We start from the raw sequence: 23,536 nt of genomic DNA, 5'->3' as shown, positions 1-23,536 counted from the left end.
GAGTGTCCACACAGATTTACTTGTTTGATTGTTAAAGAGCGTTGACCGTGTTGGTCAGGGATGCGTATTTTACGCTTTCCCTCGTTGGCGTCAAGTGTTTTTTCAAACTTCTTTTTGCCGTTAATTTGAAGTGGTTAACACCAGCTCAAATCAACCTGACTCAGTGTTTCGCTATTGCGCTCTGCCGTGTCAGTGGATGCGCATTATAGGCAGATTTAGAAACACCGCAAGGGCTTTTTGTAATAAAAACTTAAAAAAAAGATCGCTTGATGAATTTTCCATCAAAAGCGATCTTTTTTAATCAATTCACACTGTGTATGGCTATTAAACGAGCTTAATAGCTGCTTTAAAGTCGTGATTACTGGAACTGCTGTAAGAACTCGATTGCGTTTTCGTCGTCCCAATCTACATATGTACGAACATATGCTACCAATTCACCTTCTTTATTTAAGATAAAGGTGGCTGGAATGGTATCTAAAGGAAAGACTTCACGTAGATTTTGTCTTGCATCGTAATATGAGTTAAACGAAGGCAAGCCAATTGACTCTAGAAAAGGACTAACTTGCTTTTTACCTTCTGCATCAATAGATATTGGCATTAGGACGAAGTCATCTTTATCTAAGGTCTGTTCTAATCGATCTAGTGCTGGTAGTTCACGTACGCAAGGTGGACACCATGTCGCCCACATATTGACGATAACAACTTTACCTTTATGCTCTTCGAAATCGACTTCTTTACCTTCTGCATCATTGAAACCAATATGTGCAATAGGAAAAGGATTCTCAAGAACATTAATCTTATCCAGTGTTGAACTGCTCACATGCTGTTGTTGCTTTTCCATTCCAGGATAGGCATTAACAGTTATAGACACTGCTAATGCACTGAGCATGATCGCTTTGATCATGATATTCATTACTTACTATCCTGGGTTTGCTTTTCTTTCAATAAAGCTTCAAGTTCATCACGATCAGCTTCCGTCATTTCCGGAGCAACTGTTGATTTACCTCTTTGCTTACGCACAACAACAAGTGCTACATATAATGCAATCAACATTAGTACAAATGGACCAAGCCACAAGATGTATGTTTTTGGATCTAGTCTTGGCTTATAAAGTACAAAATCACCATAACGGCTTGTCATGAAATCTACAATTTCAGCATTACTTTTACCATCATCAACCATAGTGTAGACTTCAAGACGTAAATCTTGAGCAACAGGTGAATTTGAGTCGATAAGGTTTTGGTTTTGACATTGTGGGCAACGTAACTCATGCGCCAAACTTAACGCACGTTTTTGGTTATCTGTTGATTTAAACTCATAAGTATCAACCGGAGTTGCCATTACATTGAAAGCTAAAACCAAACTTGCCATGAAGCCAACAAGTATTTTAAATGTCTTCATTCTTAAACTCCGTCTTGTTTCGCTTCAGCTTGCAACTGTTGGATCATTGGAAAAAGAGTCTCACTCCATACATTCCTGTCAATAGGACCTGCATAGCGGAAACGGATAATGCCGTTATGATCAACAATAAAACTCTCTGGCGCGCCGTAAACACCTAGATCTAAACCTAAGCGTCCATCTTTATCGAAAATGTTAATCGCGTATGGATCACCTTCACGACTTAACTCTCTTATAGCCGGCGCACGCTCGTCTCGATAGTTAACACCATATATAGGTAGAATATTCTTACGTGCTAGCATCATTAAAAAAGGATGTTCATATTTACAAGCAGGGCACCACGTTGCCCAAACATTGATTAATGATACTTCACCCTTTAAGTTTTCTTGAGTTAGCATTTCACCTGGTGTTTCGAGACGTTCAAGTTGGAAAGCCGGTACCGGCTTTCCTTCTAGTGCTGAATCCAACTGTTGCGGATTTAAGAATAACCCCTGATATAGAAAAACTCCCATCCCCAAAAACAATACTAATGGAATAAACAGCACCAACTTTTTCATATTTTCTCCGGTGTATTATGCAGTTGCTAACTTAGCTTCTTTTGCTTCATCTTTAACAGTTTTAGTTTGCTTCACACGGTAACGCTTATCTGATGCGGCTAAGAAACCACCAATCATCATGAAGATTGAACCAATCCAAATCCAACGAACAAAAGGCTTATAGTTAAGACGTACAGCAAACTGAGTCATACTGAGTGGGTCACCCATGGTGACGTATAAGTCTCGGAATACTCCCCAATCAATCCCAGCTTCAGTCATGTCCATTGTACGAACATTATATTGACGACGATCTGGTCTCAATAATGTGACAAACTCGTCATCTTGATAAACTTCTATCTGACCCTGCTGTGCCGTGTAGTTTGGACCAACTACATTTTTAGTTTCAATGTAATTAAAGGTATAACCAGCTAACTCTTCGCTGATCCCTGGGCCCATACGTACACTTTTCTCAATTGAATAGTTCGATACCATAGTCGCACCGACAATCGATACCGCAATACCCATATGAGCAAATAACATACCCATTTCACTACGGCCAATCTTATTCAGAGTAAACTTACCTTCTTTATCAGTAAGTAAGTTATACGCAGCTCTAAAGGTCGCTAATGCTACCCATGTCGCCGCACCGATTCCAAATACAACCCAAAGGTTTAATTCGTCACCCGCAATGAACGGTGTAGCTAAACCAACTACTGAAGCTACAATGGCAGGAACTAGTAGTTGACGCTTCAATTCACCTGCTTTCGATTTCTTCCAGCGGATAATTGGACCAAAACCCATAAAGCCAAACAGTACTAATACGATTGGTACGAATACAGAGTTAAAGTATGGAGGTCCTACAGAAATTTTCCCCATGCCTAATGCATCAATTAGTAGTGGGTAAAGTGTACCAAGTAAAACAGTACCGGCTGCAACAGTCAGTAAGACATTACAAACTAATAAGAAAGTTTCTTTAGACTTCAGCTCAAATCTTGCAGGGCTTTTAATTTCACTAGCACGGAAAGCAAACAAGGTTAAGGAACCACCGATAGCTAAACCGAGCAATAGAAGGATAAACATACCACGACTAGGATCTGCTGCGAATGAATGCACGGATGTTAATACACCAGAACGTACAATGAAGGTACCTAATAAACTTAGCGAGAATGCGAAGATAGCTAAGAGAACAGTCCAGTTACGGAATGCACCACGTTTCTCTGTCACAATTAGCGAGTGAACAAGGGCTGTACCAATTAGCCAAGGCATGAATGATGCATTTTCAACTGGATCCCAGAACCACCATCCGCCCCAACCTAGCTCATAGTATGCCCACCAAGAACCTAGTGAGATACCGCCGGTTAAGAATACCCATGCAGCTAGAGTCCAAGGACGAGACCAACGTGCCCATGCAGAATCCAAACGACCACTCATTAATCCAGCAATAGCGAATGCGAAACTAACAGCAAAGCCTACATAACCTAAATAAAGCATTGGAGGGTGGAAGATAAGACCTACATCTTGCAACATTGGGTTCAAATCACGACCTTCCATAGGAATTGGGAAGATGCGCTCAAATGGACTTGAAGTCAGGATCATGAATAAAGTGAAGCCAACAATCACCATTGCCAGTACCGCAAGTACACGTGCAATGAAGACTTCTTCCATACCTTTACTAAAGGTTGCAACAGCAGCTGCCCAAACCGTTAGAGAAAATACCCAGAATAGTAATGACCCTTCGTGGCCACCCCATACAGCAGCAACCTTAAAGAAGATTGGTAGTTGAGAGTTGGAGTGATGTGCTACATAAGCCACAGAAAAATCATCAACAGCAAAGCTATAGCCAAGGCTGATGACAGAAAGAGTGATAAAAAAGAACATACCGTAACAAATTGGCCAAGCATATCTTACGAGATACTGGTCTTTACGGGCTGCACCAAATAACGGCACGGTCATCAATAGAATGGCGAAAGCCAAACCAATAATGAGCGAGAAGTGTCCAAGTTCAGGGATCATGGGTATTCCTCAATTTTAAAAAAGTTGCTTAAGCTATATAAAGCTAAACCAACGCATATCTATCATAATGCTTTAAAACAGTGATATTAACATTAGCTAATACGAATTTGCTTATATTTTAGTAGTTGCTGTTGTTTATGTCTGCCACTTTCGTGCAAAACTGGGTGACTTGTCTCATTCTCAAAAAAATAGAGAGTAAAAACACCCAGTTATCAACTGTTGAGCTTAAGACCTAAAAAGTTCACTTAAGTTTCGTTTGTTTTTTTTATTGGTGATTAATCTGTGAACCAGTGCCCAACTATGACGATTCTGGTTCAGTTAGATCGTATATTACTGTTCAATGAATCATCTTTACGTATAATCTAGCTTCAAGTCAGGCGGCTAATCCGCTCTGTTTTTTCAGCAACCTAAAAGTGAATATTGAAACAATGACCACATTTTGGATATTTATTGCTCTTGTCGTCGTAATCAGTTTAATGCTGATTTGGGTCCCACATTTTCGTCAGCAAAAAATGTTAGATGCTGAAGAATCAGGCGTCCGTAAGCAAACAAACCTTGAGCTATTTAACGAACGTGCCGCAATTCTAGAGAAAGAACTAGAAGATGGCTTATTAGATCAAACTGAGTTTGACGCACTAAAGAAAGAACTTGAAATCGGCCTATTGCAAGATATGAAGCAAGACGGCGATGACTCTCTTGATACGAAAATTCAATCAAAAGGGATCTTATGGCCATCTGTGATGACTATTTGTATCTTGGGTATCTCTGGTTATTTTTATCAGACATTAGGGGCTTATAAAGAGTTATCTAATCCTCCACAAGCTGAAGCTAGCCCACATCAAGGTATGAGCAACGAGCAAATTATGGCTCAACGCGTACAAATGATGGAGCAACAAGTTCAAGCAGATCCTGAAAATAGCCAAGCTTGGTTTAGCTTAGGACACGCTTATATTTCAGCTAACCAATTCGATCAAGCTATTGCATCATTTGATAAAGTCATGGAGCTTGTTGGTACAGCAGCTGAATTACTTGGCCCTAAAGCAACAGCGATGTATTACAAGAATGGTCAGCAAATGAATCCGCAGATTCAAGCTTTGGTTGATCAATCACTTGCTTTAGATCCGCAAGATCCATCAACATTATTACTTGTTGGTATGGATTCATTCTTCTCAGCAGATTACCAAACTGCTATCAATGCGTGGCAAACCATTTTAGATAGTGGCCGTAGCGATATTGACCGCACAGCTGTAATGAATGCAATTGAATCAGCTAACATGCGCATACAAGCAGAAACTGGCGAAATGCCAAATGACAGCAACCATAACCCTATGGCGCAAGCAACAACAGCTAAAACTGTTGACGTTGAAATTGCAATTTCACCTGAATTGGCTGATAAAGTTAGCTCAACAGACATGGTGTTTATCTTTGCACGCTCAACTCAGGGTCCTAAAGTACCACTTGCAGCAACTAAAATTAGTGCTAACAGTCTTCCTGTTACAGTGACACTAGATGATTCAACATCTATGGGCGGTGATGTGAAGTTGAGTAACGCTGAGAATGTTGAAATTATCGCAGTGTTATCTAAGCACGGCAGTGTGAAAGCTCAAGCTGGAGACTTAAAAGGTGTTGTTGTATCTGTTGCGGTCGGTGACGAAGCTAAACTTATGCTTGATACTGTTGTTCAATAAGCTGTTTTAATAGACATTAAAAAACCGGCTAATAAGCCGGTTTTTTTATGAGCTTGCCAAATTACTTAGACATAAACTCAATAGCTTTTTGGTAATCTTCATCTGTACAATCTGTACACATGCCACCAGGAGGCATAGCACCCTTACCTGTTTTAATAGTACCGATTAATACATCCATTCCAGTAGCTAAACGAGGCTCCCATGCAGCGGCATCGTGTGCTTTCGGTGCACCAGCGACTCCCATGCTGTGACATACTTGACACGCTTTGTTATAAACCGCTTCGCCATCTTGAGCGAAAACGTTTGAAGACAAAGTCAATGCAGCAACTGCAGTCATTGCTAATAATTTTTTCATGTTCATCGTTCCTAAATGCAAATAAATTCAAAGCTCAATGCCACCTTTGAAAGCAGGTAGACTTATTTAATCGTCTACAGATTACTACAAACTTCAATAAAACTCACCTTTTTGTGATAAGAATCTCACCTTCTCATTCAAATAAAGACAATAAACCTGTATTGAGTAATATATTAGAGAATCATGAAAAAGTTCACATAAGATGTATTTTATTGGAACCACTTCAAATACCTAGCACATAGATGAGTTGAATGCTAAACCCTTAATTGTGTTTATGTTAATATTCATTTGTATTCATCCTCAACACGTAAAGAGGGCTCAGTGGCAGACAACAATCAGCAGCAAGTTTTAGTCAGGGCAAATGAACTGACATGCATTCGTGAAGATCGCATTCTGTTTGATCAATTAAGTTTTGAAATCAATGCAGGTGATATTGTCCAAATTGAAGGCCCTAATGGTGCAGGTAAAACTAGCTTATTACGCATCATAGCTGGATTATCAAGACCTTACGCAGGTGAAATTCAATATATCGATACTGACATTAATCAATGTCGTGACGAATTTAATGAAGATTTACTTTATCTTGGACATCTCGCTGGTGTTAAAAGCGAGTTAACAGCAAATGAAAACCTTAACTTCAATTTAAGGTTAAGCGGTTATGATGACTTTGATAGTTATGATTTGCTTGCAAAAGTTAATTTAGGTGGTTTTGAAGAGGCACTAGCTGGACATTTATCAGCAGGTCAACACAGAAGAACTGCCCTAGCCCGACTCTGGCACACCAATTGTAAAATATGGATTCTTGATGAACCTTTTACTGCAATTGATAAAAAAGGTGTAGAGGAGTTGGAACAATTGTTTATTAAGCACACTCAAAGTGGTGGATGCGTCATAATGACGACTCACCAAGATATGAGTCTCATCACTGATGATGTGCTTCGTAAGATCAAACTAGACTATCGCTTCGTATAAGGTACAACAATGAAAAGAGGCATCAGTTACACCCAAGCATTTTTAACATTGTTGCAACGAGACTTAAAAATTGCAATTAGGCATCGTGGCGATATTTTTAATCCACTATTGTTCTTTGTATTAGTAGTGACCTTGTTTCCATTAGGAATTGGGCCTGAACCACAGGTTTTATCTAGAGTTGCACCTGGAATTATTTGGGTTGCAGCACTATTGGCATCAATGTTGTCACTTGAGCGATTATTTAAAGCAGATTTTAATGACGGTAGCTTAGAGCAAATGCTGTTAAGCCCACAACCGTTACCGATATTAGTATTATCAAAAGTATTGGCTCACTGGATTTTAACTGGTGTACCATTGATATTAGTAGCACCTTTATTAGCAGTTTTGCTACATTTAGAAAGCAATAGCTATACTGCGCTTATATTGACGTTAACTGTGGGAACACCGGTTTTATCATTATTAGGTGCTATCGGTGTGGCATTAACCGTTGGGTTACGCAAAGGCGGAGTGTTACTTAGCTTGCTAATTCTACCGCTTTATATACCTGTACTAATTTTTGCTACCAGTGCAATTGATGCTGCTGGTTTAAATTTACCTTATACCGGACAACTTGCCATTATTGGCGCCATGTTGGTCGGATCATTAATTATGGCACCGTTTGCAATTGGTGCTTCATTACGAGTGAGTACAAACTGATATGTGGAAATGGCTTCATTCTTACGCTGATCCAGAGCGTGCATACAAATTAGCATCAACGCTTTTACCTTGGTTCGCATTTTCTGCCATCTTATTTATAAGTGTTGGAACCATCTGGGGAATGTTATTCGCCCCAATGGATTACCAGCAAGGTGAAAGTTTCCGAATCATTTATATCCATGTACCTTCGGCTTCTATGTCAATGGCCGCATACATGGCTATGGCATCAGCATCATTTGTCGGCATTGTTTGGCAGATTAAAACTGCTGACTGGGTAGCTGCATCAATTGCACCTATTGGCGCCGTTATTACCTTTATTGCACTATTAACTGGTGCGGCATGGGGTAAACCTATGTGGGGCACTTGGTGGGTATGGGATGCACGCTTAACATCTGAACTTGTACTATTATTCTTGTATCTAGGTGTAATCTCTCTGTATGCCTCTTTTGAAGACAAAGTACTTGCAGCTCGTGCTGCAGGCATTCTAGCAATTGTTGGTGTTATTAATATTCCAATTATTAAATACTCTGTTGACTGGTGGAGTAGCTTACATCAACCAGCAACGATTAAAATTACCGAAAAGTCAGCAATGCCAATGGAAATGTTAGCGCCGCTACTTATTAATATTTTCGGTTTTGGTTTAATGATTGGTGCAATCACATTGGTTCGCTATAAAGCAGAAATTTTAGCAAGAAATGGGATGCGTCCTTGGGTTAGAGAATTAGCAAAAGCGGAGGCATCGAAATGATACAGTTCGAATCAATTTCTGAATTTTTAAACATGGGCGGCTATGCATTTTATGTTTGGTTGTCATACGGTGTTACCTTCGGCAGCTTAGGGATCTTATTATTCTTAAGCCTTCGCCAAAAAAGATCAGTCTTACTCGAGATATCTAAAAAGATGGAACGAGAAGATCGCCTTAAAGAAACTAGGAGTAGTAGATAGTGAACTCTAGACGTAAAAAAAGACTCACACTTGCCGTAGCATTAATTGCAGGTGTAGCAGGTATCGCATCATTACTTTTGTATGCACTGAACTCTAACTTAAACTTGTTCTTCACACCCCACGAAATTGTGAATGGTAAAAAAGATACAGGTGAAAAACCAGAGATCGGTCAACGTATCCGTGTTGGTGGAATGGTCACAGTTGGAACAATGGTCCGCGATCCAGATAGTCTTCATGTTGAATTTGAAATTCATGATGCATTTGGCGGCGCAATTACTGTTACTTTCGATGATTTGTTACCAGATCTATTCCGTGAAGGACAAGGTATCGTTGCTCAAGGTATTTTAATCAAGCCTGATACTCTCCAAGCAACTGAAGTACTTGCTAAGCATGATGAAAACTACATGCCTCCAGAAGTAGCTGAAGCAATGGGACAAACCCATGAGAAGCTAGACTACTCAGAGCAAAAACAAACTGAAGGTTATAAATACCAATAGTTTATTAGTTACTCATAAAATGCCAATCATATGATTGGCATTTTTTTTGGTTTTAATTTGATTGACATATTTTTTAGGCCTATATATGCAACGGCCTCAACTCCTCACAAGCAATATTTCTAATTAAACTAATTGAACCACTCCAGCCACCCAAGCCAGTGAGCCAGTGAGCCAGTGAGCCAGTGAGCCAGTGAGCCAGTGAGCCAGTGAGCCAGTGAGCCAGTGAGCCAGTGAGCCAGTGAGCCAGTGAGCCAGTGAGCCAGTGAGCCAGTGAGCCAGTGAGCCAGTGAGCCAGTGAGCCAGGTTACTAGAGCATGATAAAAACAAACTGCAAGGTTTAATTTATGTAGGAAATGGAAACAAGAATGGAACTACAGAATTGCTCGGGGAATTGTAGATATAAAAAAACCGAGCCTAAGCTCGGTTTTTTAAGTGAGTAATTAATAATTACTCAGCAGCTTCAACTTCAACAGCTTCAGCAGCTTCAGGACGACCTACTAATTCGATGAAAGCCATTGGAGCTTTATCACCGGTACGTAGACCGCACTTTAGAATACGAGTGTAACCACCAGGACGTTCCTGGAAGCGTGGACCCAATTCTGTGAATAACTTACCTACAACTTCAGCGTCGCGGGTACGAGCGAAAGCTAAACGGCGATTTGCAACGCTGTCTACTTTAGCTAGTGTTATCAGAGGCTCAACTACGCGGCGCAGTTCTTTCGCTTTTGCTACAGTTGTCTTGATGATCTCATGACGAACTATTGAGCAAGCCATGTTACGAAACATAGCTTGGCGATGACTGCTATTGCGGTTTAGTTGACGACCACTCTTACGATGGCGCATGACCTAATCCTTATAATCTTTAATCTGTACTAACCTGGGACTTATAGGTCGTCTGCTAAACTAGCTGGAGGCCAGTTTTCTAGACGCATACCTAAAGACAGTCCGCGAGACGCTAATACATCCTTAATTTCAGTAAGAGATTTCTTACCTAAATTAGGAGTCTTGAGCAACTCAACTTCAGTGCGCTGTACGAGATCTCCGATGTAATGAATCGCTTCAGCCTTCAAACAGTTGGCTGAACGTACAGTTAGCTCTAAATCGTCGACAGGACGCAACAGAATCGGATCAAATTCCGGTTTCTCTTCTACAACTGCTGTTTCGGTAACATCACGTAATTCAACAAACGCATCTAGCTGTTCAGCTAAAATGGTTGCAGAACGACGGATTGCTTCCTCAGGATCGATAGTACCATTAGTGGTCATATCAATAACGAGTTTATCCAAATCAGTACGTTGTTCTACACGAGCTGCTTCAACATTGTAAGCAATGCGAGCTACAGGTGAGAATGAAGCATCAACCAACAAACGGCCGATTGGGCGATCATCGTCTTCAGTTTGTGCTCGAGCCGAAGCTGGCACATAACCGCGACCACGCTCAACGCGGATACGCATGCTGATATCATTATTACCTGTCAAATGACAGATAACATGATCAGGATTCATAATGGTTACATCACCATCATGAGTGATATCTGCTGCAGTAACAGGGCCTGTGCCTGACTTACTTAGAGTAAGTAAAGCTTCATCTTTACCCTCGATGTTTACTGCTAAACCTTTAAGGTTAAGCAATATCTCTAGGATATCTTCTTGAACGCCTTCCTTACTGCTGTATTCATGCAATACACCGTCGATTTCGACTTCTGTAACTGCACAGCCAGGCATAGACGACAATAAGATTCGACGCAACGCGTTGCCTAATGTGTGACCAAAACCACGTTCTAGTGGCTCTAGCGTAACCTTGGCACGAGTTGGGTTAACCTGCTCTATGTCAACGAGACGCGGTTTAAGAAATTCTGTAACAGAACCCTGCATTGTGTCCTCTCTTGTTTGTTAGCTTTACTTAGAGTAAAGCTCGACGATCAGCTGTTCGTTAATATCCGCAGACAAATCGCTACGTTCTGGTAGACGCTTGAAAGCACCTTCCATTTTAGCGTTGTCGACTTCTACCCATGTAGGCTTTTCGCGTTGGCCAGCAACTTCTAAAGACGCTTTGATACGTGCTTGAGTGCGTGACTTTTCACGGATGCTTACAACATCATTCGCAGACACTTTGAATGACGGAATGTTAACAACACGACCGTTAACCACGATTGATTTGTGGCTTACTAATTGACGTGATTCTGCACGAGTCGCACCAAAACCCATACGATAAACAACGTTATCTAAACGAGTTTCTAAAAGACCTAACAAGTTTTCACCTGTGTTGCCTTTCAGACGTGCGGCTTCTTTGTAGTAGTTACGGAATTGCTTTTCTAGCACACCGTACATACGACGAACTTTTTGTTTCTCGCGTAGCTGTAAACCGTACTCTGATAAACGTGGCTTACGTGCGCCATGTTGACCAGGTGCAGCTTCAAGCTTACACTTCGAATCGATTGCTCTCACACCGCTTTTTAGGAAAAGGTCTGTACCTTCTCTGCGGCTGAGCTTGAGCTTAGGACCCAAGTATCTTGCCATGATCTTTCTCCAACTATCCTATATACGTAATGTTATACACGACGCTTTTTAGGTGGGCGACAGCCATTATGAGGGATAGGTGTCACATCGGTAATGTTGGTAATTTTATAACCAACAGCATTCAGCGCACGAATGGCTGATTCACGACCTGGACCTGGACCCTTTACGAAAACTTCAAGGTTTTTAACACCGTAGTCTTGAGCAGCAATACCAGCTCGCTCTGCAGCAACCTGCGCAGCGAAAGGTGTAGATTTACGTGAACCACGGAAACCTGAACCACCAGAAGTAGCCCATGACAACGCATTACCTTGACGATCTGTAATGGTGACAATAGTGTTGTTGAATGACGCATGGATGTGAGCCATACCATCTGCAACCTGTTTACGTACGCGCTTACGCGGAGAACGTGACGGAACTTTAGCCATTTTGGTTTACCTTCCCGTTACTTTCTGATTGGTTTACGTGGACCTTTACGCGTACGCGCATTGGTCTTAGTACGTTGCCCACGAAGAGGCAGGCTACGACGATGGCGGAGACCACGATAACAACCAAGATCCATAAGACGCTTGATGTTCATTGAAATCTCACGACGTAAGTCACCCTCTACTGAGTATTTGGCAACTTCTTCGCGTAGAATATCTATTTGAGCTTCGCTCAATTCCTTGATCTTAGCGTCTTCAGCGATTGAAGTAGCTGCGCAGATTTCTCTAGCGCGAGTACGTCCAATACCAAAGATAGCAGTCAATGCGATGACTGTATGCTTTTGATCAGGAATGTTAATGCCAGCGATACGGGCCACTATGCACTCCTTAAAATGTTAAAGGTCAACTGCGAAAAGCCCGAAAGGATACTCGACAGCCAACAAATTTGCAAACATTATTTGCTCAGCTCATAAATGAGCTGAGCAAATATCTTTTTTTTAGCCTTGACGCTGTTTGTGCTTTGGTTCAACACAAATCACACGTACAACGCCACTACGCTTGACGATCTTGCAATTACGGCAGATCTTCTTCACGGAAGCTCGAACTTTCATTTCATCACTCCGTTAAAGCAACTAGCGTCCAAAGCGATCTAAATTCGCTTTGTTTACTAAGTTAGCTTTCTTCATAACAGACTCATACTGATGAGACATCATATGGGTCTGAACCTGAGCCATGAAGTCCATGATTACGACTACAATAATTAGTAGTGAAGTACCGCCGAAATAGAACTGTACTTTCCACGCAATTAACATGAACTCCGGAATTAAGCAGATAAAGGTAATGTATATCGCGCCTGCTAATGTCAAGCGGGTCATTACTTTATCAATGTAACGCGAAGTCTGTTCTCCAGGACGAATCCCAGGAATGAACGCACCACTCTTCTTCAAGTTATCAGCTGTTTCGCGAGGGTTAAATACCAACGCAGTATAGAAGAAACAGAAGAATACGATAGCTGTCGCATACAATAATGAATACAGCGGTTGTCCAGGGGACACAGCTAAAGCGAAATCGCTTAACCATGACATAGACTCATTTTGTCCAAACCACTGAGCCAGTGTGCCTGGGAACAAAATAATGCTGGATGCAAAAATTGGTGGAATTACACCTGCCATATTAACTTTAAGTGGTAAATGTGTACTTTGCGCAGCAAACACCTTACGGCCTTGTTGACGCTTAGCGTAGTTAACAACGATACGACGTTGACCACGTTCTACAAATACAACCAAATAAGTTACAGCAAATACAATTACCGCTAGTAACAACAGTACCAGTACATTCAAATCACCTTGACGAGCCTGTTCGGCCGTTTGGCCGATAGCAGAAGGTAGACCAGCAACAATACCTGCGAAAATTAATATCGAGATACCATTACCAATACCACGCTCGGTAATTTGTTCACCTAGCCACATAAGGAACATTGTTCCTGTCACTAAGCTCACAACTGCTACAAAGTAAAAACCAAAACCTACATTGGCAACAAGGCCAGGTACTAGGCTTGGTAAACCTGTCGCGATACCGATTGATTGGAGTGTACCCAACACAAGCGTTCCGTATCTTGTGTATTGACTGATTTTCTTTCTTCCTGACTCGCCTTCTTTTTTCAATTCAGCAAGGGCAGGATGAACCACAGTCAACAACTGCATGATAATCGATGCCGAAATATACGGCATGATACCAAGCGCAAAGATAGAAGCACGCTCTAAAGCACCACCCGAGAACATGTTAAACATGCCAAGGATGGTATCTTTTTGTTGAGCAAACAACTCTGCTAACACAGCTGCGTCAATACCAGGAATTGGTACAAACGAACCGGCTCTAAAGACGATAATTGCACCAATCACGAACAGGAGACGAGTTTTCAATTCTGATAAACCGCCTTTCGCGCTTTTTAAATCAAGTCCTGGTTTTGCCATCGACGTATTATTCCTCGATCTTACCGCCGGCAGCTTCAATAGCTGCACGTGCACCTTTGGTTACCTTCAGACCTTTTACGGTCACTGGGCGTTCAATGGTACCTGAAAGAACGATTTTCGCAAACTGTATGTTGCGAGTAATTACGTTCGCATCTTTCAGAGCGTTAAGGTCGATAACATCACCGTTAACTTTTGCTAGTTCTAGTAAACGAACTTCAGCTGAAACCAAAGCTTTGCGTGAAGTGAAACCGAACTTAGGTAAACGAATTTTAAGAGGCATTTGACCACCCTCAAAACCGATACGCACGCCGCCGCCAGAACGAGACTTTTGTCCCTTATGACCGCGACCGGCAGTTTTACCTAAACCAGAACCAATACCACGACCTACACGCTTAGGAGCACGCTTAGCGCCTGCTGCTGGAGATAGAGTATTTAAACGCATTATTAATCCTCCACCTTAACCATGTAGTAAACTTTATTAACCATACCGCGAACAGAAGGAGTATCTTCTACTTCAACAGTGTGGCCAATACGTCTTAGGCCTAGACCTAATAAACAGGCACGGTGCTTTGGCAAACGACCAATCGCACTCTTTGTCTGTGTTACTTTAAACGTTTTAGTAGCCATGGTGCATTAACCTCGAATTTCATCAACATTCAGGCCACGCTTAGCTGCAATTTGTGATGGTGACTTCATGTGCACCAACGCATCTACAGTTGCGCGAACGATGTTGATCGGGTTAGTAGAACCGTATGCTTTAGACAGTACGTTATGAACGCCTGCAACTTCCAATACGGCACGCATTGCGCCACCGGCAATAATACCGGTACCTTCCGATGCTGGTTGCATGTATACACGCGAACCAGTATGGCGACCTTTAACTGGATGATGCAGAGTACCTGCATTCAACTCTACGGTTACCATGTTACGACGGGCTTTTTCCATTGCTTTTTGAATAGCAGCTGGAACTTCGCGCGCTTTACCATAGCCATAGCCGATCTTACCATTACCATCACCTACCACTGTTAGTGCGGTGAAGCTAAAGATACGACCACCTTTAACTACTTTAGAAACACGATTAACTGCAATTAATTTTTCTTGCAAATCGTCTTTCTGCTGAGCTTCTAATTTAGCCATTTTTATAACCCCTTAGAATTTCAGGCCAGCTTCACGAGCTGCGTCAGCTAGTGCTGCTACGCGTCCGTGATACTTGAAACCAGAACGGTCGAATGCAACCGAAGTTACACCTTTTTCGATCGCACGCTCAGCAACAGTTTTACCTACTGCTTTAGCCGCGTCTACGTTACCGGTACTCTTTAGTAGCTCTTTAACCGCTTTCTCAACGGTTGAAGCAACTGCCACTACCTGAGCTTCAGGATTAATAACCTGAGCATAAATGTGACGCGGTGTACGATGTACAACCAGACGATTCACGCCCAGCTCTTGGATCTTCTTACGAGCGCGAGTAGCGCGGCGTAAGCGAGATGTTTTCTTATCCATATCGCGTTACCTACTTCTTCTTAGCCTCTTTACGGCGTACTTGTTCGTCTGCATAGCGAACACCTTTGCCTTTATAAGGCTCTGGTGGACGGTATCCACGAATCTCAGCAGCGACCTGACCAACTAACTGCTTATCAACACCCGAAAGTACGATATCAGTTTGGCTAGGACACTCTGCAGTAACACCTGCGGGCAGTTTGTGAACCAAAGGGTGTGAGAAACCTAAAGTTAGGTCGATGTCTTTACCAGCAATTTTTGCACGGTAACCAACACCAATTAACTTTAATTTCTTAACGAATCCTTCAGAAACACCAACAACCATGTTGTTTACTAGTGCACGAGCAGTACCTGCTTGAGCCCAAGCGTTAGAAACGCCTTCAACTGGACCAAACGTTAGTACGCCGTTTTCTAGTTCAACATTTACCGCTTTGTTGATTTCTCGAGTCAGACTACCTTTAGTACCTTTTACAGTAATAGTCTGTTCGTTTAAGGTCACCTCTACGCCGGTAGGAATAGACACTGGTGCTTTTGCGACACGTGACATACCTAGCTCCTTACGCTACGTAGCAGATAACCTCACCACCCATGCCATTTAGGCGGGCAGCACGATCGGTCATCAAGCCTTTAGAAGTGGACACAATTGCGACACCTAGTCCGCCCATCACCTTAGGAAGTTCGTGTTTACCTTTGTAAATACGAAGACCTGGGCGAGAAACGCGCTGGATAGTCTCAACGACTGGGTTGCCTTGGAAATACTTTAAAGTGATTTCTAATTCAGGCTTGGCTTCTTCTGCTACGGCGTAGTCAGTAATATAACCTTCGTCTTTAAGTAATTTCGCAATTGCTACTTTTAACTTAGCTGAAGGCATCTTAACTGATACTTTGTTAGCAGCTTGGCCGTTACGAATACGTGTTAACATATCCGCAATAGGATCTTGCATGCTCATATTAGCTTACTCCGTGACAAGTGCTTACCAGCTGGCCTTACGCAGACCAGGAACTTCACCACGCATAGTTGCTTCACGTAGTTTAATACGGCTAAGGCCGAATTTACGTAGAACACCATGTGGGCGACCAGTTTGATTACAACGGTTGCGTTGACGCGCAGCGCTAGAATCACGAGGTAGAGCTTGTAACTTAAGTACAGCATCCCAACGATCTTCTTCAGAAGTATCAGGAGCGCTGATTAAAGCCTTAAGTGCTAAACGCTTTTCAGCGTATTTAGCTACGAGCTGTGCACGCTTTGCTTCACGTGCTTTCATAGATGATTTTGCCATTATGCTACCCTTATTTCTTGAATGGGAAGTTAAATGCGTCTAACAAAGCACGACCTTCTTCATCATTCTTCGCAGTAGTAGTGATAACAATATCCATACCACGAATCTTATCGATTTTATCGTAATCGATTTCTGGGAAGATGATTTGCTCACGCACACCCATAGCGTAGTTACCACGACCGTCAAACGCTTTTGCGCTTAGGCCACGGAAGTCACGAATACGTGGGATTGCAATGTCAACTAAACGCTCTAAAAATTCCCACATACGCTCACCGCGTAGGGTAACTTTACAGCCAATAGGGTAGCCTTCACGGATTTTAAAACCAGCAACTGATTTACGTGCTACAGTTACAACTGGTTTTTGACCAGCGATTGCAGTCATATCACGAAGCGCATGCTCCATAACTTTTTTGTCTGCAACTGCTTCGCCTACACCCATGTTAAGGGTGATTTTTTCAATCCGAGGGACTTGCATGACACTGGTATAACCGAACTTTTTAGAAAGTTCCGCGATAACAGTCTCTTGATATTTATCATGCAGTTTCGCCATCGTTTACTCCGTTTACTTAATGAGTTCACTATTCGATTTAAAGAAACGGACTTTTTTGCCGTCTTCGAATCGGAAACCAACACGATCTGCCTTGCCTGTGGCTTGGTTAAAGATCGCTACGTTTGATGCTTGTATCGGTGCTTCTTTCTCGATAACGCCGCCAGTTACGCCCAATTGTGGGTTTGGCTTTTGGTGTTTTTTAACAAGATTGATGCCTTCAACAATCAACTTACCAGTAGGTAGGACTTGAGAAACTTTTGCGCGTTTACCCTTATCTTTACCTGCTAGTACAATTACTTCGTCTTCACGACGGATTTTAGCTGCCATTTTGAAGCTCCTTACAGTACTTCTGGTGCCAGAGAGACGATTTTCATAAACTGCTCTGTACGCAATTCACGTGTCACTGGTCCAAAAATACGAGTACCAATCGGTGCAAGGTTTGCGTTAAGCAAAACTGCTGCATTCCGATCGAAGCGAATGACAGAACCATCTGGACGACGTACGCCTTTCTTAGTACGGACTACCACCGCGTTATATACATCACCTTTCTTCGCTTTAGCGCGAGGAATTGCTTCTTTTACAGAAACCTTGATGACGTCGCCGATACCGGCATAACGACGATGAGAGCCACCCAAGACCTTAATACACTGAACTCTACGAGCGCCACTGTTACACGCGACGTCTAGAGTCGATTGCATTTGGATCATTTTAAGTGCTCCGCTATCGTTACTACACAAAATCCCAACATTGGGATCATCATTTCGACCATTTAATAAACTAACCTGCTCCCGTTTGGTTCAAAACCAATCAACAACAATTTAGTCAAAAATGGCGCGCAAGTATAACACCAATATTTTGGATTGCATAGCAGAAAAAAACAAACGGCCCCAAACTTTGGAGCCGTTTACTATAACCTAATGATATATTAGGCCTTTGTTACTACTTCAACTAGTGTCCAAGACTTAGTCTTAGAAAGAGGACGACACTGACTAATAGTCACTACGTCACCTTCGTTACACTGATTTGTTTCGTCATGTGCATGGATCTTAGTTGTACGCTTAATGTACTTCCCATAAATAGGATGTTTCACTTGGCGTGCGATAGCAACAGTAATAGACTTATCCATTTTGTTGCTAAGAACTCGACCTTGCAAAGTACGGGCTTTATCAGACATTACACACCTGCCTTAGAAGTAATAATGGTCTTAACACGTGCAATGTTACGACGCACTAATTTCAATTGATTCGTTTGAGTCAACTGACCAGTAGCGTGTTGCATACGCAGGTTAAACTGCTCACGCAGCAGACCAAGTAGTTCAGCGTTAAGTTCTTCAACGCTCTTTTCTCTTAGTTCGCTCGCTTTCATTACATCACCGTCTTAGTTACGAAGGTAGTCTTAATAGGAAGCTTGGCAGATGCTAAAGCAAACGCTTCACGCGCTAACTCTTCAGATACACCATTCATCTCATAAAGAACCTTACCAGGTTGAATCTGACATACCCAGTATTCAACGTTACCTTTACCTTTACCCATACGCACTTCAAGAGGCTTAGAGGTAATAGGCTTGTCAGGGAAAACTCGAATCCAAATTTGTCCTTGACGTTTAATGTGACGTGTCATGGCACGACGTGCAGATTCGATTTGACGTGCAGTTAAACGGCCACGGCCGACTGCTTTCAAACCGAAAGTACCAAAGCTAACTTCAGTACCGTTCGCTAGACCACGGTTGCGGCCCTTGAACATCTTGCGAAACTTCATACGTTTAGGTTGCAGCATAAAAGTTTCTCCTATTTACCACGAGGCTTGCGCTTCGGCTGTTGCTTCGGCTCTTCTAAAGCTGGGATGATACCGTCTAGAACTTCGCCTTTGAAGATCCAAACTTTAACACCGATCACACCGTATTGAGTGTGACTTTCAGAAGTAGAATAGTCGATATCAGCACGTAAGGTATGTAGAGGTACACGACCTTCACGATACCATTCAGAACGTGCGATTTCAGCACCGCCTAAACGGCCGCTCACTTCAACTTTGATACCTTGAGCACCAATGCGCATTGCGTTTTGAACTGCACGCTTCATAGCGCGACGGAACATAACGCGACGCTCTAATTGCTGTGCAATACTGTCAGCAACAAGCTTTGCGTCTAACTCAGGCTTGCGGATCTCAGCGATGTTGATTTGAGCAGTAGTGCCTGTAATTTTAGATACATATGCACGTAATACTTCAACGTCTTCACCTTTCTTACCAATCACAACACCTGGACGGGCAGTGTGAATAGTAACGCGGATGCTCTTCGCAGGACGCTCGATAACGATTTTAGATACTGATGCAGCCTTCAATTTCTCAGTGAGATATTGACGAACTTCATAGTCGCTGTGCAAATTATTTGCATAATCTGCTTTATCGGCGTACCAAGTAGAGATCCAAGGCTTTGTGATACCCAGACGGATACCATTAGGATGTACTTTCTGTCCCATTGCTCTCTTCTCCTAGCGATCTGATACAACCACAGTAATGTGGCTGGTACGCTTCATGATACGATCAGCGCGGCCTTTGGCACGAGGCATGATGCGCTTCATAGTTGGTGCTTCGTCAACGAAGACTTGGCCAACTTTAAGCTCATCGATATCTGCACCTTCGTTGTGTTCGGCGTTTGCGATAGCTGAATCTAGTACTTTCTTAACCAGTACGGCGGCTTTCTTAGGGCTGAAGGTCAAAATCTCAAGAGCCTTAGAAACAGGCAAACCTCGAATTTGATCAGCAACTAGACGGGCCTTCTGCGCAGACGTACGGGCAAAACGATGTTTAGCTAAAACTTCCATCTTATGTCTCCCGTATTAACGCTTCTTCGCTTTCTTATCTGCAGCATGGCCGCGATAAGTGCGAGTTGGTGAAAATTCACCAAGCTTATGACCGATCATTTCGTCAGTTACGAACACAGGTACGTGCTGACGACCATTATGGACAGCGATGGTCAACCCAATCATATTTGGGATGATCATTGAGCGACGAGACCAAGTCTTAATTGGCTTTTTGTCTCCCGCTTCCATCGCTTTCTCTACCTTCTTCAGCAAGTGCAGGTCAATGAAAGGACCTTTCTTGAGAGAACGTGGCATGGGCGAATCCTCTTACTATTTATTACGACGACGTACGATGTACTTGTCGGTGAGCTTATTACTACGAGTTTTATAACCCTTAGTTGGCACACCCCATGGACTCACTGGATGACGTCCACCAGAAGTACGGCCTTCACCACCACCGTGTGGATGGTCAACCGGGTTCATTGCAACACCACGAACTGTAGGGCGTACGCCTCTCCAGCGTTTAGCACCTGCTTTACCTAACTGGCGTAGCATGTGCTCGGCATTACCAACTTCACCGAATGTTGCGCGACAATCAACAGGTACTTTGCGCATTTCGCCAGAGCGAAGACGTAAAGTTGCATATTGGTTATCACGAGCAACAACTTGAACATAAGCACCAGCTGAACGCGCGATTTGAGCACCTTTACCAGGCTTCATTTCTACTGCGTGCACAACACTACCCACTGGGATGTTGCGAAGCGGCATTGCGTTACCAGTTTTGATGTCTGCATCCAAACCAGATTGGATAGCGTCACCAGCTTGCATGCCTTTAGCAGCAAGAATGTAACGACGCTCACCGTCTGCGTAAAGTACTAACGCGATGTTAGCTGTACGGTTCGGATCATACTCAAGACGTTCGATTTTTGCAGGGATACCGTCTTTATTGCGCTTAAAGTCAATAATACGGTAATGCTGCTTGTGTCCACCACCTACGTGACGAACAGTGATACGACCAGTATTGTTACGGCCACCACTTTTAGATTTCTTAGCCAACAGGCCTGCAAAAGGTTTCCCTTTATGCAAGTCGCTGTTCACCACTTTAACAACGTGGCGACGACCTGGAGAGGTTGGCTTACACTTAATAACTGCCATGATAATTCTCCTTTGCTTACTCAGCGCCGCCAACGAAATCGATGTCAGCACCAGCAGCTAAAGTTACATAGGCTTTTTTCCAATCGCTACGACGACCAACACGGCCACCAGTGCGCTTAGTTTTGCCTTTGTTTACCAAAGTGCGGACACTATCAACTTCAACTTCGAATAGCTGAGCTACAGCAGCTTTAATCTCTGCTTTAGTCGCATCGATTGCTACGCGGAAAACTACAGTGTTGTTTTTCTCAGCTAGTACAGTACTCTTTTCAGAGATATGTGGAGCAAGAATAACTTTTAGCAAACGTTCTTCGGTGATCATGCTAGCATCTCCTCGATTTGCTTCACTGCATCAGCAGTAACAAGAACAGTGTTGAACGCGATTAGACTAACTGGGTCAAGACCCGCTACGTCACGTACGTCAACCTTGTATAAGTTGCGTGCTGCTAAGAATAAATTCTCATCAACATCTGCAGTAACAATTAGAACGTCTTCTAAGTTCATTTCTTTTAGTTTAGCTTTCAGCTCTTTAGTTTTAGGAGCTTCAACACCAAAAGATTCAACAACGACTAAACGTTCTTGACGTACCAATTCAGAAAGAATGCTCTTTAGAGCACCACGGTACATCTTTTTGTTAACTTTTTGGCTGTGATCTTGAGTTTTAGCAGCGAATGTTACGCCACCGCCACGCCAGATCGGGCCTTTAACACTACCGGCACGAGCTCGGCCTGTGCCTTTCTGGCGCCAAGGCTTTTTGCCTGAGCCAGTTACTTCCGCACGAGTCTGTTGAGCACGAGTGCCCTGACGCGCGTTTGCAGCGTAAGCTACAACTACCTGATGAACCAATGCCTCGTTAAAGTCACGGCCGAAGGTAGTTTCGGAAACTTCAAGAGCGCTTTGCGCGTCTTTCAATACCAATTCCATTACTATCTCCTCAGACCTATGCTTTAACGGCTGGCTTGATAATCAAGTCACCATTGGTAGCGCCAGGAACAGCACCTTTTACCAATAACAAGTTACGCTCTGCATCTACACGTACAACGTCTAGATTTTGAGTAGTTACTTGCTCGGCACCCATGTGGCCAGACATTTTCTTACCTTTGAAAACGCGACCAGGTGTCTGGTTTTGACCGATAGAACCATTAGATCTATGAGCCAAAGAGTTACCATGTGTCATATCTTGAGCGTGGAAATTCCAGCGTTTAATACCGCCTTGGAAGCCCTTACCTTTAGATTGACCGGTAACATCAACTTTTGCTGTATCTGCGAAGATATCAACATTAAGTTCAGCACCAACTTCAACGCCTTCACATTCACCATCAGCCAAACGCAATTCCCATAAACCTCGACCAGCTTCTACGCCGCTCTTAGCAAAATGACCTGCTTCTGGTTTGGTGATGCGATTGGCTTTTTTGGTACCAGTAGTTACTTGAAGAGCACGGTATCCGTCAGTTTCTAAAGTTTTCACTTGAGTAACACGGTTACCAGCAATTTCAATCACTGTTACAGGGATAGAAGCGCCATCTTCTGTGAAGATGCGAGTCATACCCACTTTACGACCAATAAGACCGATAGCCATCTTTCAAACCTCTTCTAAGGATCTCAATTAACCTAAGCTAATTTGAACGTCGACACCAGCGGCAAGATCTAAACGCATTAATGCGTCTACAGTCTTTTCAGTTGGCTCTACGATGTCAACTAAGCGCTTGTGAGTACGAATTTCGTATTGGTCACGAGCGTCTTTGTTGACGTGCGGAGAAGTCAAAATGGTATAACGTTCTTTACGCGTAGGTAGTGGAATTGGACCACGAACCTGAGCGCCTGTACGCTTAGCAGTTTCAACGATTTCCGCTGTTGATTGATCGATCAAACGATGATCAAAACCTTTCAAGCGGATACGGATTCTTTGGTTCTGCATTGACCAGAGCTCCTAAAATGCACACATAAAAAATCACCCTCTAGCTTCTTCCCATTGGAAAAGCAGAGCGAGATGATTTAACCGTAGACTCCCAATCGGAGTCAATTATGAAAATGAATAATCCTTATGATTAAACATTATATTACACTGTCTAGGACAGCGAAGGGGAATTATACAGATATCAGATGAGAGATCAACCCCTGCGAACAAAAACTCTTCAATCTAGTTCAATTGTTCAAGGCGGTGGAGTTTACAGGGATAAAATAAAAAAGCAACAGAAACAAAAAAGGAAGCTTCGGCTTCCTTTTTTGTTTCTGTTGCTTTT

Annotated in this window: 39 protein-coding genes; 6 read left to right on the top strand and 33 right to left on the bottom strand. The window is 42.7% G+C overall.

Going from position 1 to position 23,536, the window contains the following annotated elements:
• Window positions 1-358: 358 nt before the first annotated feature.
• The 4 genes from FNZ24_RS19245 to FNZ24_RS19230 are packed head-to-tail and all read right to left on the bottom strand — an operon-like array spanning window position 359 to window position 3,947.
• Window positions 359-913: a TlpA family protein disulfide reductase gene (locus tag FNZ24_RS19245; protein WP_153916426.1), complete on the bottom strand. Its 555-nt coding sequence runs from the start codon at window positions 911-913 to the stop codon at window positions 359-361.
• A complete protein-coding gene (nrfF, locus tag FNZ24_RS19240; protein ID WP_153916425.1) occupies window positions 913-1,401 on the bottom strand; it encodes a heme lyase NrfEFG subunit NrfF in 489 nt (162 codons plus the stop codon). The genes FNZ24_RS19245 and nrfF overlap by 1 nt, the downstream gene beginning before the upstream one ends.
• Before the next feature lie 2 nt (window positions 1,402-1,403).
• Entirely contained in the window at window positions 1,404-1,955 is a 552-nt protein-coding gene (locus FNZ24_RS19235) for a DsbE family thiol:disulfide interchange protein (protein WP_153916424.1), read from the bottom strand.
• Between the two features lie 15 nt (window positions 1,956-1,970).
• Entirely contained in the window at window positions 1,971-3,947 is a 1,977-nt protein-coding gene (locus FNZ24_RS19230; RefSeq protein ID WP_153916423.1) for a heme lyase CcmF/NrfE family subunit, read from the bottom strand.
• Window positions 3,948-4,375: 428 nt separating this feature from the next.
• Between FNZ24_RS19230 and ccmI the strand changes: the two genes are divergently transcribed.
• The gene (gene ccmI, locus FNZ24_RS19225; RefSeq protein ID WP_153916428.1) at window positions 4,376-5,635 is read left to right on the top strand and encodes a c-type cytochrome biogenesis protein CcmI; all 1,260 of its coding nucleotides are present in this window, start codon (window positions 4,376-4,378) and stop codon (window positions 5,633-5,635) included.
• Window positions 5,636-5,696: 61 nt separating this feature from the next.
• Here the strand turns inward: ccmI and FNZ24_RS19220 are convergent, their stop codons facing one another.
• Window positions 5,697-5,990: a c-type cytochrome gene (locus tag FNZ24_RS19220; RefSeq protein ID WP_153916422.1), complete on the bottom strand. Its 294-nt coding sequence runs from the start codon at window positions 5,988-5,990 to the stop codon at window positions 5,697-5,699.
• A 321-nt stretch (window positions 5,991-6,311) separates the two neighbouring features.
• Between FNZ24_RS19220 and ccmA the strand changes: the two genes are divergently transcribed.
• From ccmA to ccmE, 5 genes are read left to right on the top strand one after another with little or no spacing between them, the layout of a single operon-like run.
• Window positions 6,312-6,962, top strand: coding sequence for a cytochrome c biogenesis heme-transporting ATPase CcmA (gene ccmA / locus FNZ24_RS19215; RefSeq protein ID WP_153916421.1), 651 nt, complete (start codon window positions 6,312-6,314; stop codon window positions 6,960-6,962).
• A 9-nt stretch (window positions 6,963-6,971) separates the two neighbouring features.
• Window positions 6,972-7,658, top strand: a complete 687-nt coding sequence (gene ccmB / locus FNZ24_RS19210) for a heme exporter protein CcmB (protein ID WP_102529605.1) — start codon at window positions 6,972-6,974, stop codon at window positions 7,656-7,658.
• Between the two features lies 1 nt (window position 7,659).
• Window positions 7,660-8,406, top strand: a complete 747-nt coding sequence (locus FNZ24_RS19205; protein ID WP_153916420.1) for a heme ABC transporter permease — start codon at window positions 7,660-7,662, stop codon at window positions 8,404-8,406.
• Entirely contained in the window at window positions 8,406-8,603 is a 198-nt protein-coding gene (ccmD, locus tag FNZ24_RS19200) for a heme exporter protein CcmD (RefSeq protein WP_153916427.1), read from the top strand. The genes FNZ24_RS19205 and ccmD overlap by 1 nt, the downstream gene beginning before the upstream one ends.
• Window positions 8,603-9,100, top strand: a complete 498-nt coding sequence (gene ccmE / locus FNZ24_RS19195; protein WP_153916419.1) for a cytochrome c maturation protein CcmE — start codon at window positions 8,603-8,605, stop codon at window positions 9,098-9,100. The genes ccmD and ccmE overlap by 1 nt, the downstream gene beginning before the upstream one ends.
• 447 nt (window positions 9,101-9,547) lie before the next feature.
• On the opposite strand, the gene rplQ is transcribed toward ccmE, so the two are convergent.
• The 28 genes from rplQ to rpsJ all read right to left on the bottom strand — a co-directional run bounded on the left by rplQ (window position 9,548) and on the right by rpsJ (window position 23,211).
• On the bottom strand, window positions 9,548-9,943 hold the full coding sequence (gene rplQ / locus FNZ24_RS19190; protein WP_102529376.1) for a 50S ribosomal protein L17: 396 nt from the start codon (window positions 9,941-9,943) through the stop codon (window positions 9,548-9,550).
• Window positions 9,944-9,984: 41 nt separating this feature from the next.
• The gene (locus FNZ24_RS19185) at window positions 9,985-10,974 is read right to left on the bottom strand and encodes a DNA-directed RNA polymerase subunit alpha (RefSeq protein WP_055026487.1); all 990 of its coding nucleotides are present in this window, start codon (window positions 10,972-10,974) and stop codon (window positions 9,985-9,987) included.
• 24 nt (window positions 10,975-10,998) lie between these two features.
• Window positions 10,999-11,619 (bottom strand): 30S ribosomal protein S4, encoded by a 621-nt coding sequence (gene rpsD / locus FNZ24_RS19180; RefSeq protein WP_102529378.1) that lies wholly within the window; start codon window positions 11,617-11,619, stop codon window positions 10,999-11,001.
• A gap of 32 nt (window positions 11,620-11,651) precedes the next feature.
• Window positions 11,652-12,044, bottom strand: coding sequence for a 30S ribosomal protein S11 (gene rpsK, locus FNZ24_RS19175; protein ID WP_011635661.1), 393 nt, complete (start codon window positions 12,042-12,044; stop codon window positions 11,652-11,654).
• Window positions 12,045-12,061: 17 nt separating this feature from the next.
• Window positions 12,062-12,418, bottom strand: a complete 357-nt coding sequence (gene rpsM / locus FNZ24_RS19170) for a 30S ribosomal protein S13 (RefSeq protein WP_076543217.1) — start codon at window positions 12,416-12,418, stop codon at window positions 12,062-12,064.
• A 120-nt stretch (window positions 12,419-12,538) separates the two neighbouring features.
• Window positions 12,539-12,652, bottom strand: a complete 114-nt coding sequence (rpmJ, locus tag FNZ24_RS19165; protein WP_006083579.1) for a 50S ribosomal protein L36 — start codon at window positions 12,650-12,652, stop codon at window positions 12,539-12,541.
• A gap of 21 nt (window positions 12,653-12,673) precedes the next feature.
• On the bottom strand, window positions 12,674-14,014 hold the full coding sequence (gene secY / locus FNZ24_RS19160) for a preprotein translocase subunit SecY (RefSeq protein ID WP_055026490.1): 1,341 nt from the start codon (window positions 14,012-14,014) through the stop codon (window positions 12,674-12,676).
• 7 nt (window positions 14,015-14,021) lie between these two features.
• A complete protein-coding gene (rplO, locus tag FNZ24_RS19155; RefSeq protein ID WP_153916418.1) occupies window positions 14,022-14,456 on the bottom strand; it encodes a 50S ribosomal protein L15 in 435 nt (144 codons plus the stop codon).
• Window positions 14,457-14,458: 2 nt separating this feature from the next.
• Window positions 14,459-14,641, bottom strand: a complete 183-nt coding sequence (gene rpmD / locus FNZ24_RS19150; protein WP_076543219.1) for a 50S ribosomal protein L30 — start codon at window positions 14,639-14,641, stop codon at window positions 14,459-14,461.
• A gap of 6 nt (window positions 14,642-14,647) precedes the next feature.
• Window positions 14,648-15,151, bottom strand: coding sequence for a 30S ribosomal protein S5 (rpsE, locus tag FNZ24_RS19145; RefSeq protein ID WP_102529380.1), 504 nt, complete (start codon window positions 15,149-15,151; stop codon window positions 14,648-14,650).
• Window positions 15,152-15,163: 12 nt separating this feature from the next.
• Window positions 15,164-15,514, bottom strand: a complete 351-nt coding sequence (gene rplR, locus FNZ24_RS19140; RefSeq protein WP_153916417.1) for a 50S ribosomal protein L18 — start codon at window positions 15,512-15,514, stop codon at window positions 15,164-15,166.
• Between the two features lie 10 nt (window positions 15,515-15,524).
• Complete coding sequence (rplF, locus tag FNZ24_RS19135; RefSeq protein ID WP_153916416.1) at window positions 15,525-16,058, bottom strand: 50S ribosomal protein L6; 534 nt, start codon at window positions 16,056-16,058, stop codon at window positions 15,525-15,527.
• Window positions 16,059-16,068: 10 nt separating this feature from the next.
• The gene (gene rpsH / locus FNZ24_RS19130; protein WP_102529382.1) at window positions 16,069-16,461 is read right to left on the bottom strand and encodes a 30S ribosomal protein S8; all 393 of its coding nucleotides are present in this window, start codon (window positions 16,459-16,461) and stop codon (window positions 16,069-16,071) included.
• A 24-nt stretch (window positions 16,462-16,485) separates the two neighbouring features.
• Window positions 16,486-16,791, bottom strand: a complete 306-nt coding sequence (gene rpsN, locus FNZ24_RS19125; RefSeq protein ID WP_153916415.1) for a 30S ribosomal protein S14 — start codon at window positions 16,789-16,791, stop codon at window positions 16,486-16,488.
• Window positions 16,792-16,801: 10 nt separating this feature from the next.
• Complete coding sequence (gene rplE / locus FNZ24_RS19120; RefSeq protein WP_055026498.1) at window positions 16,802-17,341, bottom strand: 50S ribosomal protein L5; 540 nt, start codon at window positions 17,339-17,341, stop codon at window positions 16,802-16,804.
• A gap of 12 nt (window positions 17,342-17,353) precedes the next feature.
• On the bottom strand, window positions 17,354-17,668 hold the full coding sequence (gene rplX, locus FNZ24_RS19115; RefSeq protein ID WP_055026499.1) for a 50S ribosomal protein L24: 315 nt from the start codon (window positions 17,666-17,668) through the stop codon (window positions 17,354-17,356).
• Window positions 17,669-17,679: 11 nt separating this feature from the next.
• A complete protein-coding gene (rplN, locus tag FNZ24_RS19110; RefSeq protein ID WP_055026500.1) occupies window positions 17,680-18,048 on the bottom strand; it encodes a 50S ribosomal protein L14 in 369 nt (122 codons plus the stop codon).
• A 218-nt stretch (window positions 18,049-18,266) separates the two neighbouring features.
• Complete coding sequence (gene rpsQ, locus FNZ24_RS19105; protein ID WP_153916414.1) at window positions 18,267-18,515, bottom strand: 30S ribosomal protein S17; 249 nt, start codon at window positions 18,513-18,515, stop codon at window positions 18,267-18,269.
• On the bottom strand, window positions 18,515-18,706 hold the full coding sequence (gene rpmC / locus FNZ24_RS19100; protein ID WP_011635647.1) for a 50S ribosomal protein L29: 192 nt from the start codon (window positions 18,704-18,706) through the stop codon (window positions 18,515-18,517). Before rpmC ends, rpsQ begins: the two co-directional genes overlap by 1 nt.
• Window positions 18,706-19,116 carry a 50S ribosomal protein L16 gene (rplP, locus tag FNZ24_RS19095; protein ID WP_055026502.1) on the bottom strand — a complete coding sequence of 137 codons (411 nt, stop codon included), beginning with the start codon at window positions 19,114-19,116 and terminating at the stop codon, window positions 18,706-18,708. The genes rpmC and rplP overlap by 1 nt, the downstream gene beginning before the upstream one ends.
• A gap of 11 nt (window positions 19,117-19,127) precedes the next feature.
• Entirely contained in the window at window positions 19,128-19,817 is a 690-nt protein-coding gene (gene rpsC / locus FNZ24_RS19090) for a 30S ribosomal protein S3 (protein WP_153916413.1), read from the bottom strand.
• A gap of 12 nt (window positions 19,818-19,829) precedes the next feature.
• Window positions 19,830-20,162 (bottom strand): 50S ribosomal protein L22, encoded by a 333-nt coding sequence (gene rplV / locus FNZ24_RS19085; RefSeq protein WP_076543228.1) that lies wholly within the window; start codon window positions 20,160-20,162, stop codon window positions 19,830-19,832.
• Between the two features lie 15 nt (window positions 20,163-20,177).
• Entirely contained in the window at window positions 20,178-20,456 is a 279-nt protein-coding gene (gene rpsS, locus FNZ24_RS19080) for a 30S ribosomal protein S19 (RefSeq protein ID WP_006083596.1), read from the bottom strand.
• Between the two features lie 15 nt (window positions 20,457-20,471).
• Entirely contained in the window at window positions 20,472-21,296 is an 825-nt protein-coding gene (gene rplB, locus FNZ24_RS19075; RefSeq protein ID WP_055026505.1) for a 50S ribosomal protein L2, read from the bottom strand.
• 16 nt (window positions 21,297-21,312) lie between these two features.
• On the bottom strand, window positions 21,313-21,615 hold the full coding sequence (rplW, locus tag FNZ24_RS19070; protein ID WP_102529388.1) for a 50S ribosomal protein L23: 303 nt from the start codon (window positions 21,613-21,615) through the stop codon (window positions 21,313-21,315).
• Entirely contained in the window at window positions 21,612-22,217 is a 606-nt protein-coding gene (gene rplD / locus FNZ24_RS19065) for a 50S ribosomal protein L4 (RefSeq protein WP_055026507.1), read from the bottom strand. Before rplD ends, rplW begins: the two co-directional genes overlap by 4 nt.
• Before the next feature lie 16 nt (window positions 22,218-22,233).
• On the bottom strand, window positions 22,234-22,872 hold the full coding sequence (rplC, locus tag FNZ24_RS19060; protein ID WP_102529389.1) for a 50S ribosomal protein L3: 639 nt from the start codon (window positions 22,870-22,872) through the stop codon (window positions 22,234-22,236).
• Window positions 22,873-22,899: 27 nt separating this feature from the next.
• Complete coding sequence (gene rpsJ / locus FNZ24_RS19055; RefSeq protein WP_055026509.1) at window positions 22,900-23,211, bottom strand: 30S ribosomal protein S10; 312 nt, start codon at window positions 23,209-23,211, stop codon at window positions 22,900-22,902.
• Window positions 23,212-23,536: the final 325 nt, after the last annotated feature.

Source organism: Shewanella sp. TC10 (assembly GCF_009663145.1).
Classification (GTDB): Bacteria; Pseudomonadota; Gammaproteobacteria; order Enterobacterales; family Shewanellaceae; genus Shewanella.
Note: the sequence above shows the minus strand (reverse complement) of the source record. Positions and strands in the feature narration are given on the sequence as shown.

What these genes read in the sequence shown, in the direction of transcription:
- rplF (WP_153916416.1), bottom strand. Translation starts at nt 16,058, where the DNA reads ATGTCACGTGTCGCAAAAGCACCAGTGTCTATTCCTACCGGCGTAGAG.
- rpsE (WP_102529380.1), bottom strand. Translation starts at nt 15,151, where the DNA reads ATGGCTAAATTAGAAGCTCAGCAGAAAGACGATTTGCAAGAAAAATTA.
- FNZ24_RS19220 (WP_153916422.1), bottom strand. Translation starts at nt 5,990, where the DNA reads ATGAAAAAATTATTAGCAATGACTGCAGTTGCTGCATTGACTTTGTCT.
- rpmJ (WP_006083579.1), bottom strand. Translation starts at nt 12,652, where the DNA reads ATGAAAGTTCGAGCTTCCGTGAAGAAGATCTGCCGTAATTGCAAGATC.
- rplR (WP_153916417.1), bottom strand. Translation starts at nt 15,514, where the DNA reads ATGGATAAGAAAACATCTCGCTTACGCCGCGCTACTCGCGCTCGTAAG.
- rpsN (WP_153916415.1), bottom strand. Translation starts at nt 16,791, where the DNA reads ATGGCAAAATCATCTATGAAAGCACGTGAAGCAAAGCGTGCACAGCTC.
- rpsS (WP_006083596.1), bottom strand. Translation starts at nt 20,456, where the DNA reads ATGCCACGTTCTCTCAAGAAAGGTCCTTTCATTGACCTGCACTTGCTG.
- FNZ24_RS19230 (WP_153916423.1), bottom strand. Translation starts at nt 3,947, where the DNA reads ATGATCCCTGAACTTGGACACTTCTCGCTCATTATTGGTTTGGCTTTC.
- rplC (WP_102529389.1), bottom strand. Translation starts at nt 22,872, where the DNA reads ATGGCTATCGGTCTTATTGGTCGTAAAGTGGGTATGACTCGCATCTTC.
- rpsQ (WP_153916414.1), bottom strand. Translation starts at nt 18,515, where the DNA reads ATGTCTGATAAAGCCCGTACTTTGCAAGGTCGAGTTCTTAGCAACAAA.
- rplQ (WP_102529376.1), bottom strand. Translation starts at nt 9,943, where the DNA reads ATGCGCCATCGTAAGAGTGGTCGTCAACTAAACCGCAATAGCAGTCAT.
- rplN (WP_055026500.1), bottom strand. Translation starts at nt 18,048, where the DNA reads ATGATCCAAATGCAATCGACTCTAGACGTCGCGTGTAACAGTGGCGCT.
- FNZ24_RS19245 (WP_153916426.1), bottom strand. Translation starts at nt 913, where the DNA reads ATGAATATCATGATCAAAGCGATCATGCTCAGTGCATTAGCAGTGTCT.
- rplE (WP_055026498.1), bottom strand. Translation starts at nt 17,341, where the DNA reads ATGGCGAAACTGCATGATAAATATCAAGAGACTGTTATCGCGGAACTT.
- rplB (WP_055026505.1), bottom strand. Translation starts at nt 21,296, where the DNA reads ATGGCAGTTATTAAGTGTAAGCCAACCTCTCCAGGTCGTCGCCACGTT.
- rplW (WP_102529388.1), bottom strand. Translation starts at nt 21,615, where the DNA reads ATGATCACCGAAGAACGTTTGCTAAAAGTTATTCTTGCTCCACATATC.
- rplV (WP_076543228.1), bottom strand. Translation starts at nt 20,162, where the DNA reads ATGGAAGTTTTAGCTAAACATCGTTTTGCCCGTACGTCTGCGCAGAAG.
- rpmD (WP_076543219.1), bottom strand. Translation starts at nt 14,641, where the DNA reads ATGGCTACTAAAACGTTTAAAGTAACACAGACAAAGAGTGCGATTGGT.
- FNZ24_RS19185 (WP_055026487.1), bottom strand. Translation starts at nt 10,974, where the DNA reads ATGCAGGGTTCTGTTACAGAATTTCTTAAACCGCGTCTCGTTGACATA.
- ccmB (WP_102529605.1), top strand. Translation starts at nt 6,972, where the DNA reads ATGAAAAGAGGCATCAGTTACACCCAAGCATTTTTAACATTGTTGCAA.
- rpmC (WP_011635647.1), bottom strand. Translation starts at nt 18,706, where the DNA reads ATGAAAGCGAGCGAACTAAGAGAAAAGAGCGTTGAAGAACTTAACGCT.
- rplP (WP_055026502.1), bottom strand. Translation starts at nt 19,116, where the DNA reads ATGCTGCAACCTAAACGTATGAAGTTTCGCAAGATGTTCAAGGGCCGC.
- ccmI (WP_153916428.1), top strand. Translation starts at nt 4,376, where the DNA reads ATGACCACATTTTGGATATTTATTGCTCTTGTCGTCGTAATCAGTTTA.
- nrfF (WP_153916425.1), bottom strand. Translation starts at nt 1,401, where the DNA reads ATGAAGACATTTAAAATACTTGTTGGCTTCATGGCAAGTTTGGTTTTA.
- rpsJ (WP_055026509.1), bottom strand. Translation starts at nt 23,211, where the DNA reads ATGCAGAACCAAAGAATCCGTATCCGCTTGAAAGGTTTTGATCATCGT.
- rpsD (WP_102529378.1), bottom strand. Translation starts at nt 11,619, where the DNA reads ATGGCAAGATACTTGGGTCCTAAGCTCAAGCTCAGCCGCAGAGAAGGT.
- secY (WP_055026490.1), bottom strand. Translation starts at nt 14,014, where the DNA reads ATGGCAAAACCAGGACTTGATTTAAAAAGCGCGAAAGGCGGTTTATCA.
- rpsK (WP_011635661.1), bottom strand. Translation starts at nt 12,044, where the DNA reads ATGGCTAAAGTTCCGTCACGTTCTCCGCGTAAGCGCGTACGTAAACAG.
- FNZ24_RS19235 (WP_153916424.1), bottom strand. Translation starts at nt 1,955, where the DNA reads ATGAAAAAGTTGGTGCTGTTTATTCCATTAGTATTGTTTTTGGGGATG.
- rpsH (WP_102529382.1), bottom strand. Translation starts at nt 16,461, where the DNA reads ATGAGCATGCAAGATCCTATTGCGGATATGTTAACACGTATTCGTAAC.
- FNZ24_RS19205 (WP_153916420.1), top strand. Translation starts at nt 7,660, where the DNA reads ATGTGGAAATGGCTTCATTCTTACGCTGATCCAGAGCGTGCATACAAA.
- rpsC (WP_153916413.1), bottom strand. Translation starts at nt 19,817, where the DNA reads ATGGGACAGAAAGTACATCCTAATGGTATCCGTCTGGGTATCACAAAG.
- rplO (WP_153916418.1), bottom strand. Translation starts at nt 14,456, where the DNA reads ATGCGTTTAAATACTCTATCTCCAGCAGCAGGCGCTAAGCGTGCTCCT.
- rplX (WP_055026499.1), bottom strand. Translation starts at nt 17,668, where the DNA reads ATGGCAGCTAAAATCCGTCGTGAAGACGAAGTAATTGTACTAGCAGGT.
- rplD (WP_055026507.1), bottom strand. Translation starts at nt 22,217, where the DNA reads ATGGAATTGGTATTGAAAGACGCGCAAAGCGCTCTTGAAGTTTCCGAA.